This is a genomic window from Streptomyces swartbergensis (genome assembly GCF_002148965.1).
Classification (GTDB): domain Bacteria; phylum Actinomycetota; class Actinomycetes; order Streptomycetales; family Streptomycetaceae; genus Streptomyces; species Streptomyces swartbergensis.
In genome coordinates this window covers 1-10,056 of sequence record NZ_NGFN01000315.1, presented here as the reverse complement: position 1 = coordinate 10,056, position 10,056 = coordinate 1, and the positions used below count along the sequence as shown (strand labels likewise).

Genomic DNA, 10,056 nt, shown 5'->3' with positions numbered 1-10,056 from the left:
GTCATGGGGGTGGCCAGGCCGTGGGGGAGGGCTTGGACGATGTCTTCGGCTGCGGCTGTGTGGAGCGCCTTTTGAATTGCCGCGTGGTGTTGTGTGGCGTGTGCGGGTGCGTTGTGGCTTGTCGCGCAGTTCCCCGCGCCCCTGAAAGCAGGCCCGACCATGTCCTGCAGCGTCCCGGAGAACAAGTCGGCCTCGTGGTCGGCCAGCAGGATGTGTGCCCGGATCTGGGGGAGCGCGATCTCGTCGAGGCGCTTGCCGCCCCAGGTTGCGTTCGAGGGGATGTAGCGGGCGAGGCGGTCCAGGATGGTTGTGGCGTCTGCGAGGTGTTCCGCCACCAAGGCCGTCAGGCAGCCCGGCCGGACGCGCACGCCGGAGTCGGGGTCGCACAGGGCCGACGGTTCGGACGGGGCGTCCCGCGTGCCGGTGTCCGGCATCGGCTCCAGCCGCAGGAACCGTACGACGCGGCGCGCGCACACCAGGCCGCGGCTGATCTGGTAGCCGCAGTCGACCCAGAAGGACATCGGGCCCACCAGCACCGCGACGTAGCCGTAGACCGACACCAACTGGCCCACGGTGATGTCCCCCTGGGCGGCCAGGCGGGCCGCCAGCCACGTCACCACGGCGAGGAACAGCGTCGGCAGCCCGATGCCGAGGGCCTGGACCCAACTGGTCACCGCGCCGACCCGGTACCCCTGCTCGCGCAGCCGCTGCGAGTCACGGCGGAAGGCGTCCGCGACCAGCGTCTTGCCGCCCAGCCCCGCGAGGACCCGCAGACCGCCCGCCAGGTCGCCGATCCGCGCGGTGAGCACGCCCTGGCGTTCGCGGTACTCCGTCTCGGAACCCTGCAACCGGCCGAGCAGCGGCCCGACGAGCAGGACGATCACCGGGATGCCGAGCAGGACGACCACGGCGATGAGCGGCGAGACCGAGACCAGCAGGACGGCGACCACCAGATAGGCCACGATCGCGCCGACGCCGGGGCCGACGACCGTCAGCGACTGGCTGATCGTCTGCACGTCGCCCACGCCGATCGTGACGACCTCCCCGGCTCCCATCTGCTGCGGCAGGGAGGCGCCGAGCCGCACCGCCTGGCCGACGACGACCTTCACCGTGCGGAAGTTGGCGTCCATCCGGACGCGGGTCATGGTGCGGTGGCGCATGATGCTCAGCCAGGAGTTGAACGCCCCGACCGTGAACAGCGCGCCGCTCCAGAGCGCCAGCGCGCCCATGTCGCCGGGCTCCAGACCGTCGTCGATCGCCCGGGACATCAGATACGGCGTCGCCGCCAGCAGCACCATCCACACGCTGCCGAACATCGCCCCGGCCGCACACCGCCAGGGCTGCCGGGCGACCAGCCACCACAGGTAACGGCCGCCGCTCCGGTGGTCGGGTGTGCCGGGGTCCTCGTACGCGTCGATCATCCGCCCGCCTCCGCCGCCCTCTCCGCCGCCGTCCTACGCCAGGCTGTCCCGCCAGGCCCGGTGCAGATCCGCGAACCTGCCCGTGCCCGCGACGAGTTCGGCCGGCTCGCCGTCCTCGACGATCTTCCCGTGTTCCATCACCAGGACACGGTCCGCGATCTCGACGGTCGACAGCCGGTGCGCGATGACGACGGCCGTACGGCCCTTCAGCACCGTCGCCATCGCCCGCTGCACCGCACGCTCGCCCGGGATGTCCAGCGAGCTGGTCGCCTCGTCGAGGATCAGCACCGCCGGGTCGGCCAGCAACGCCCGCGCGAAGGCGACCAGTTGCCGCTGACCGGCCGAGATACGGCCGCCCCGCTTGCGGACGTCGGTGTCGTAGCCGTCGGGCAGGGAGCTGATGAAGTCGTGCGCGCCGATCTCCTTCGCCGCCCGCTCGATCTCCTCGCGCGAGGCGTCCGGGCGGCCGATCGCGATGTTCTCCGCGACCGTGCCCGAGAACAGGAAGGCCTCCTGCGTCACCATGACCACCCCGCGCCGCAGTTCGGGCACGGCGAGATCGCGCAGGTCGACGCCGTCCAGCAGCACCCTGCCGTCGGAAGGGTCGTAGAACCGGGCCAGCAGCTTGGCCAGCGTCGACTTGCCGGCGCCCGTGGAGCCGACGACCGCGACCGTCTGCCCGGCCGGGATCGTCAGGTCGAAACGGGGCAGCACCTCGCCGCCGGTGCGGTAGCCGAAGCTGACGCCGCCGAAGACGACCTCGCGGCCCGGCTGTTCGCCCTCCGGCGGGGGGAGCTGCTGGGGACTCGACGGCTCGGGCACGGAGGGCGTCTGAGCGAGCAGCCCGGCGATCTTCTCCAGCGAGGCCGCCGCCGACTGGTAGGAGTTGAGGAACATCCCGAGCCGGTCGATCGGGTCGTAGAGCCGCCGCAGGTACAGCACGGCCGCCGCCAGCACCCCGAGGGCCAGCGTGCCGTCCGCGACCCGGTAGGCGCCCCACAGCACGATCGCGGCCACCGCCGTGTTGGCGACCAGCCGTGAACCGGTGACGTACCGGGCCATCTCCAGCAGCGCGTCGCCGTTGGTCCGCTCGTGCCGCTGGTTGAGCGCGCCGAAGTCCGCGTCGTTGGCCGCCTCGCGGCGGAAGGCGCGCACCGGGCGGATGCCGTTCATGGTCTCGACGAACTTGACGATGACGGCGGCGATGGCGGTCGACCGCGCCCGGTACACCCGCCCGGCGCGCCGCTGGTACAGCCGCACCAGGGCGTAGAGCGGCACCAGGGACGCCACCGCGACCCCGCCGAGGCCCAGGTCGAGCCAGAGCAGCATCGCCGAGATGTAGACGAAGGACAGGACGACCGTCACGAGTTCCTGAAGGCCCTCGTCCAGCAGCTCGCGCAGCGACTCCACGTCCGTGGTGGAGCGGGAGATGAGCCGGCCCGAGGTGTAGCGCTCGTGGAAGTCGACGCTCAGCGTCTGCGCGTGCCGGAAGATCCGGCCGCGCAGGTCGAGCAGTACGTCCTGGTTGACGCGGGCCGCGGCGGCGACGAACGCGAACTGGAGCACGCCCGCGGCCAGCGCGCACGCCAGATAGCCGACGGCCACCGCGATCAGCGGCCCGTGGTCCTGCGCCCGGAACGCCGGCACCGCACGGTCGATGGCGTACGCCACGAGCAGCGGGCCCGCCTGCACGACCGCCTGCTGGAGCAGCAGCAGGAGCGACGTGACCGTGACGCGGGCCTTCATGGGCGCGAGCAGGGAGCGCAGCAGGGCGGCGGTGGCGCCCGGGGGTGTGGGCAGGACGTCCCGGTCGAAGGGGTCGCCGGTGGCGCGGGCCGGAGCGTCTGGTTTCCCGTCCTCGGGCTTTCCGTCGGCCGGTGCGGTGGTGGCCGCCGTCATCGTGCGTCCTCCTGTTCGCCGGACTGGTCCCCTGACCGTTCGCCCGGCTGTTCCCCTGACTGCTCGCCGGACATCAAATGCGCGTACTCGGCGTTCTCACGCAGCAGTTCCTGGTGGGTGCCGACCGCGGCGATCCGGCCGGCGGACAGCAGCGCGACGCGGTCGGCGAGCAGCACGGTGGACGGGCGGTGCGCCACGATCAGGGCGGTGGTGTCCGCGAGGACCTGTCGCAGGGCGGCCTCGACGGCGGCCTCGGTGTGCACGTCCAGGGCCGACAGCGGGTCGTCCAGGACGAGGAACTCCGGCTGTCCGACGACTGCTCTGGCCAGGGCCAGGCGCTGCCGCTGCCCGCCGGAGAGGCTGAGGCCCTGCTCGCCCACCTGGGTGTGCGTCCCCTGCGGCAGGGCGTACACGAAGTCGGCCTGCGCGACGGCCAGGGCGCGCTCCAGCTCGGCCGGGCCGGCCGTGTCGGCGGCCCCCATGAGAACGTTGTCGCCGACCGCGGCGGAGAACAGCGTGGGCTCCTCGAAGGCGACCGCGACCTTGGCCCGCAGCGCCTCTCTGGACAGGGCCGTGATGTCGACGCCGTCGAGGGTGATGCGGCCCGAGGTCACCTCGTAGAAGCGGGGGATGAGCGCCGTGAGGGTGGTCTTGCCGCTGCCTGTCGCTCCGACCAGGGCCATGGATTCGCCGGGGCGGATGTGGAGGTCGACCTTGTCCAGGACGGGCGGGGAGCCGGGCGGGGCGTCCGGGTAGCGGAAGGTGACGTCGTGGAACCGGAGACCGGACCCGGCTGCTGGCGGCGGCGCCGGGTCACCAGGAACCCTGGGCTCCTCGACACTCTCGTCCATCACCTCGAAATACCGCTCCGTCGCCGTCGCCGCCTCCTGGCTCATCGCCAGCAGGAACCCGATCGACTCCACCGGCCACCGCAGTGCCAGCGCCGTGGACAGGAATGCCACCAGCGTCCCCGCCGACAACTCCCCGTCGGCCACCTGCACCACCCCGACCACCAGCGCCGCCCCGATCGCGACCTCCGGCAGCGTCACGATGACGCCCCAGATCGTCGCCAGCAGCCGCGCTTTGCGCAGCTCCGTGCCGCGCAGCGTCCCCGAAAGCTCCCGGAACGCACGGGCCTGGCTCCGGTGCCCGCCGAAGCCCTTGATGACCCGGATGCCGAGCACGCTCTCCTCGACGACCGTCGTCAGGTCGCCGACCTGGTCCTGGGCGAGCCGGGCCACCTGGGCGTACCGCTTCTCGAAGATCAAGCAGGTGACCATGACGGGCACGGCGGGCCCGAGGATCACCAGCCCCAGGGTCCAGTCCTGGAGCAGCATGATGACCACGCCGACGAGAATCGTCACGCCGTTGACCAGCAGGAACGTCAGTGGGAAGGCGAGGAACATGCGCAGCAGCATCAGGTCCGTCGTCCCCCGGGACAGCAACTGCCCCGAGGCCCACCGGTCGTGGAAGGCCACCGGCAGCCGCTGGAGGTGCCGGTACAGATCCGCCCGCATGGACGCCTCGACGTGGGAGAGCGGACGCGCCACCAGCCACCGCCGCAGCCCGAACAGCAGGGCCTCGGCGAGGCCGAGCAGCAGCAGGTACAGCGCGCCGAGCCAGACCCCGCCCGGGTCCCGGTCGGCGATGGGCCCGTCCACCATCCACTTCAGGACGAGCGGGATCACCAGGGCCACGCAGGAGGCGAGTATCGCCACGAACGCGGCGGTGAACAGCCGCACCCGTACGGGCCGCACGTACGGCCACAGGCGCAGCAGCGTGCGCACGGCGGAACGGTCCGGGGCGGGGGCGGGTGTCGTGGCCATCAGCAGCGAGCCTACGGATCGCCACTGACACTGCCCACCGAGTTTCCGCCGTACCCGGGTCGGCCGTCGGTCCTGCGACCTGGGGGTACTTCCCTGCTCGAGCGAAGCCGAGAGCTTGGGGGATCGTTCGGGGGGGGCGTACGGCGGCATCAGCCGATCGGATGATGCCCGTTCGAGCGCGACGGCCGATGTGCCGGTACCCACCGCTCCGCGACGCTCGTCGTATGCCGACCGCACCTGTCATCGAAGTCACCGAGTTGCGCAAGAGCTACGCCGGACGCCCCGCCGTCGACGGTGTCTCCTTCGCCGTGGAGGAGGGGGAGATCTTCGGGATCCTCGGGCCGAACGGCGCCGGCAAGACGACCACCGTGGAGTGCGTCGAGGGCCTGCGCGTGCCCGACTCCGGCCGGGTCCGCGTCACGGGCCTCGACCCGGTCGCCGAGCACGAGGCCACCCGCCGTGTGCTCGGCGCGCAGCTCCAGGAGAGCGAGTTGCAGGCCAAGCTCACCGTCCATGAGGCACTGGAGCTGTACAGCGCCTTCTACCCGAGCCCGCTCGACTGGCGGCCCCTCGCCGAACGCCTCGGCCTCACGGCCAAATCGACGACCCGGTTCGCCAAGCTGTCCGGCGGCCAGAAGCAGCGGCTGTTCATCGCGCTCGCGCTGGTGGGCAACCCCCGGGTCGTCGTCCTGGACGAGCTGACCACCGGCCTCGACCCGCGGGCGCGCAGGGACATCTGGGAGCTGATCGAGGACATCCGCTCGAACGGCGTGACCGTCCTCCTCGTCACCCACTTCATGGAGGAGGCGCAGCGGCTGTGCGACCGGATCGCCGTCATCGACAAGGGCCGCGTGGCCGCCCTGGACACCCCGGCCGGGCTGATCCGGCGCTCGGCGGGCGCCACCGTCATCTCCTTCACCCCGTCCGCACCACTGGACGACCGTGAGCTGAACGCGCTCCCCGCCCTGGTCGCCGTCGAGAACAAGGACGGCCGGATCACGCTGTCCGGCAGGGACGACACGGTCGACGCCGTGCTCTCCCTGCTCGCCCGCCACCACATCACCGCCCACCAGCTCCGTGTCACCGACGCCCCGCGCCCAGCGCATCGCCGGCTCGTTCACCGTCGAGTCCGAGCCGGGCCACGGTACGGCGGTCTCCGCTCGCGTACCGTTGGTCCGCCATGAGTCAACTACCCGCCGTTAAAGCGACGGGCTTGCACAACGGGCGCCACTGGCTGTGGTGCTGCGTTTGCGTCCTGCCCCTCCGGCCGGCTTCGGGGGTGGGGTTGGGGCCGTTGGCTGGGCCCCGCGTCGCCACAACTCCCACGCGGGCGCGGATGTTGCGGGAGCTGTTCCGGTCCGCGTGCGCAACGACGCCGCACGACCGGCACGCGAACCAGGCCTGGGAGACCCGGTTCGCCCTGTCGAGGTGGCCCCAAGCTCGGCGTCAAGGACCGCGCGGCGGCGGTGGCGGTGGCATACGACCGGGGGATCCTGGGCTAGTTCGGGGAGCGGGAAGGGGGCACACTTCGTGAGCGGCGGAGGACCGGTCCAGGTCACGGTCGCGGACCATGGTGAAGACGGCGATCGCCCCGGCGAGGGCCACGCAGGCCAGCACCACGTAGACGACGCTCCAGCCGTGCTGGAGACCCTGGACCGCGCGGTCCACCAGTTCCTCCTCGCCGCTCGCGCGCACGGAATCCAGCCGGCCCTGGACCACGTCGTCGGCCATCGCACCGTCGTCCGCGGACAGTTGCTGACGCGTCGAGGTGAGCAGCAGCCCGCCCACACACGCCACGCCGATCGTCTCGCCGGCGACCCGGAGGGTGTTGAACATGTCCGACGCCATCCCGCTGCGCTCGGCCGGGACCACGCTGACCGCCGCGTTGTCCATGACGCCGAAGGCCAGGCCGATACCGACACCGGCCAGCAGCAGCGCCGCGTACAGGCCGGTACGGGACGAGACCGGGTCGGTGAACGTCATCAGCGACAGCGCGACGGCCAGCACCGCCGGTCCGACGGCGAGCAGCATCCGTACGGACAGCAACCGCACCAGCGTGCGGTGAACAGCGGCAGGACGAAGACCGGCAGCGTCAGCGGCAGCAGCATCGCACCGGACATCGTCGACCCCGCGCCGCCGGCGCCCTGGAAGTAGGGCGGCAGGTAGACGAGCAGGGCCGCGAACGCGAAGACGATGCTCACCGGCTGCCAGATGATGGCGACGAACGTGGGGCGCCGCAGCAGGCTCAGGTCGAACATCGGCTCGGTGACGCGCAGTTCGACCACGACGAACAGGGCGAGGAACAGCGCCGCACCCGCGAAGGAGCCGAGCGTGACGATTCCGCCCCATCCCTGTGAGGGTCCTTCGACGAAGCCGAGGGCGAGCAGCATGAGGGCCAGGGTGAAGGTCCCCACGCCGGGCAGGTCGATGCGCCGCGCACCGGGATTCTTCGACTCGGGCAGCGGCCGAGCCAGGACGAGCACGACCGCACCGAGCAGGACGTTGACCAGGAACACGGCGTGCCAGGACGCGACGCCCACCAGCAGACCGGACACGAACGGGCCCATCGCCAGGCCGAACCCGATCGAGGCGCCGAAGATACCGAAGGCCCTGGCCCGGGCAGCCCCGCTGAACGTGTGGGCGAGCAGCGCGGAACCGCTGGTCAGCACCGCGGCCGCGCCCATGCCCTGGACGAAGCGGGCCAGGTCCACGAGCAGGATGGTGGGCGCGGTGTCGTCCTCACGGGCGTCCTGTCGTCGACTCCCACCGCCTCGCCCGCCGCCACCCCGCTCGCACCGGCGTCGCAGGCATGGAAGCCCCGCGCCTGAGCCGACGGTCAGGCCGGACGGGCAGCCTCAGCCCGCCACCCGCAGCAGCAGCACTGCCCGCGCCGGCACCGTGATCTCCGTCCCCGCCCGGTGCTCCACCCCCGGCGCCTCCCCTTGCTCCTCCAGGCTCGTGTCGACGACGACCTCGTACCGCTCCGCCCAGGGCGGCCCCGGCAGCACGAAGCTCACCGGCCCCTCGCCCGCGTGCAGCACGGCCAGGAAGCTGTCGTCGAGGATCTGGTCGCCGCGCTCGTCCCGGCCCGGGATGTCGCGGCCGGAGAGGTACATGCCCAGAGTGGCGGCGGGCGCGTACCAGTCCTGCTCCGTCATCTCGCTGCCCCGGGACGTGAACCAGGCCAGGTCGCGCAGGCCGTCCGCGGTCTGGGCCCGGCCCGAGAAGAACGCCCGGCGCCGGAGCACCGGGTGCCGGTGGCGCAGCTCGATCAGCCGCGAGGTCAGCTCGAACAGCGCCTTCCAGGCCGGGTCCCGAAGCAGGCTCCAGTCCACCCAGCCGATCTCGTTGTCCTGGCAGTACGCGTTGTTGTTGCCGCCCTGCGTGCGGCCCAGTTCGTCGCCCGCGAGCAGCATCGGCACACCCGTGGACAGCAGCAGCGTGGTCAGCAGGTTCCTGAGCTGCCGCCGCCTGAGCGCCCGCACGCCCTCGTCGTCGGTCTCGCCCTCGGCGCCGCAGTTCCAGGCCCGGTTGTCGTCCGTGCCGTCGCGGTTGCCCTCGCCGTTGGCCTCGTTGTGCTTGCGCTCGTAACTCACCAGGTCGCGCAGGGTGAAACCGTCGTGCGCGGTGATGAAGTTGACGGACGCGTACGGCCTGCGCCCGCCCCAGGCGTACAGGTCGCTGGAGCCCGACAGCCGGTAGCCCATCTCCCGTACGTCCGGCAGCGCGTGCCGCCAGAAGTCCCGTACGGCGTTGCGGTAGCGGTCGTTCCACTCCGTCCACAGCGGCGGGAACGCCCCCACCTGGTAGCCGCCCGACCCCACGTCCCACGGCTCGGCGATCAGCTTCACCCGGCGCAGCACCGGGTCCTGGGCGATGACCGCCAGGAACGGGGAGAGCATGTCCACGTCGTGCATGGAGCGGGCCAGCGCCGCCGCCAGGTCGAAGCGGAAGCCGTCCACGCCCATCTCCGTCACCCAGTACCGCAGGGAGTCGGTGATGAGCCGCAGCACGTGCGGCTGGACCACGTGCAGGGTGTTGCCGCAGCCGGTGTAGTCGGCGTAGCGGCGGGGATCGTCCTGGAGGCGGTAGTAGCCGCGGTTGTCGATGCCCTTCAGCGACAGCGTCGGCCCCAGCTCGCCCGCCTCCGCCGTGTGGTTGTAGACCACGTCGAGGATGACCTCGATCCCGGCCGCGTGCAGGGCGCGCACCATGCGCTTGAACTCGCCGACCTGCCCGCCGGCCGTCCCGGAGGCCGCGTAGGCCGCGTGCGGGGCGAAGTAGCCGATGGAGTTGTAGCCCCAGTAGTTCCTCAGGCCCCTGCGCAGCAGATGGTCCTCGTGCGCGAACTGGTGCACGGGCAGCAGCTCCACCGCCGTCACGCCCAGCTTCACCAGGTGGTCGATCGCCGCCGGGTGCGCGAGGCCGGCGTAGGTGCCGCGCAGTTCCTCGGGTATGCCGGGGTGCAGTTTTGTGAAGCCCTTGACGTGCAGCTCGTAGATCACCGAGTCCGCCCAGGGCGTCTTCGGGCGGCGGTCGTCCGCCCAGTCGTCGTCATCGTGGACGACCACGCCCTTGGGGACGTACGGCGCCGAGTCGCGGTCGTCGCGCACGGTGTCGGCGATGTGCTGCTGCGGCCAGTCGCGCACGTGCCCGTACACCTCGGGCGGCAGGTTGCTGTAGTCGTTTCCCGGCCCCGCGTCGACCGCCCGCGCGTACGGGTCGAGGAGCAGCTTCGCCGGGTTCCAGCGGGCGCCGGTCCACGGGTCCCAGCGGCCGTGCACCCGGTAGCCGTAGCGCTGCCCGGGCAGCACGCCGGGGACGAAGCCGTGCCAGATCTCGTGGGTCAGCTCGGCGAGCCGGACCCGCGACTGGTTGCCCGCCTCGTCGAAGAGGCACAGCTCGACCCC

At 71.9% G+C, this 10,056-nt stretch carries 6 protein-coding genes and 1 pseudogene; 2 read left to right on the top strand and 5 right to left on the bottom strand.

Translation table 11 applies throughout. The features are described from left to right. From CA983_RS34390 to CA983_RS34380, 3 genes are all read right to left on the bottom strand, one after another. Positions 1–1,421: ABC transporter transmembrane domain-containing protein (locus CA983_RS34390; protein ID WP_086604684.1), on the bottom strand; the 1,421-nt coding region annotated here is incomplete at its 3' end. 33 nt (positions 1,422–1,454) lie between these two features. Next, positions 1,455–3,320: an ABC transporter ATP-binding protein gene (locus CA983_RS34385; RefSeq protein WP_086604683.1), complete on the bottom strand. Its 1,866-nt coding sequence runs from the start codon at positions 3,318–3,320 to the stop codon at positions 1,455–1,457. After that, positions 3,317–5,146, bottom strand: coding sequence for an ABC transporter ATP-binding protein (locus CA983_RS34380; RefSeq protein ID WP_086604682.1), 1,830 nt, complete (start codon positions 5,144–5,146; stop codon positions 3,317–3,319). Before CA983_RS34380 ends, CA983_RS34385 begins: the two co-directional genes overlap by 4 nt. A gap of 224 nt (positions 5,147–5,370) precedes the next feature. Between CA983_RS34380 and CA983_RS34375 the strand changes: the two genes are divergently transcribed. Together CA983_RS34375 and CA983_RS49295 are read left to right on the top strand one after the other, a co-directional pair. Further along, complete coding sequence (locus CA983_RS34375) at positions 5,371–6,330, top strand: ABC transporter ATP-binding protein (RefSeq protein WP_244207216.1); 960 nt, start codon at positions 5,371–5,373, stop codon at positions 6,328–6,330. A 252-nt stretch (positions 6,331–6,582) separates the two neighbouring features. Continuing rightward, positions 6,583–6,648: pseudogene (locus CA983_RS49295) on the top strand (DNA-binding response regulator); the annotation flags it as partial. Positions 6,649–7,128: 480 nt separating this feature from the next. Here CA983_RS49295 and CA983_RS47315 read toward each other — a convergent pair. After that, positions 7,129–7,857, bottom strand: a complete 729-nt coding sequence (locus CA983_RS47315) for an MFS transporter (RefSeq protein WP_208637099.1) — start codon at positions 7,855–7,857, stop codon at positions 7,129–7,131. A gap of 144 nt (positions 7,858–8,001) precedes the next feature. Then, positions 8,002–10,056 (bottom strand): glycogen debranching protein GlgX (gene glgX, locus CA983_RS34360; RefSeq protein ID WP_107500313.1); only part of this gene is annotated, 2,055 nt, incomplete at its 5' end.

Coding starts and splice junctions, on each gene's coding strand:
- CA983_RS34375 (WP_244207216.1), top strand. CDS start 5,371: ATGCCGACCGCACCTGTCATCGAAGTCACCGAGTTGCGCAAGAGCTAC.
- CA983_RS34385 (WP_086604683.1), bottom strand. CDS start 3,320: ATGACGGCGGCCACCACCGCACCGGCCGACGGAAAGCCCGAGGACGGG.
- CA983_RS34380 (WP_086604682.1), bottom strand. CDS start 5,146: ATGGCCACGACACCCGCCCCCGCCCCGGACCGTTCCGCCGTGCGCACG.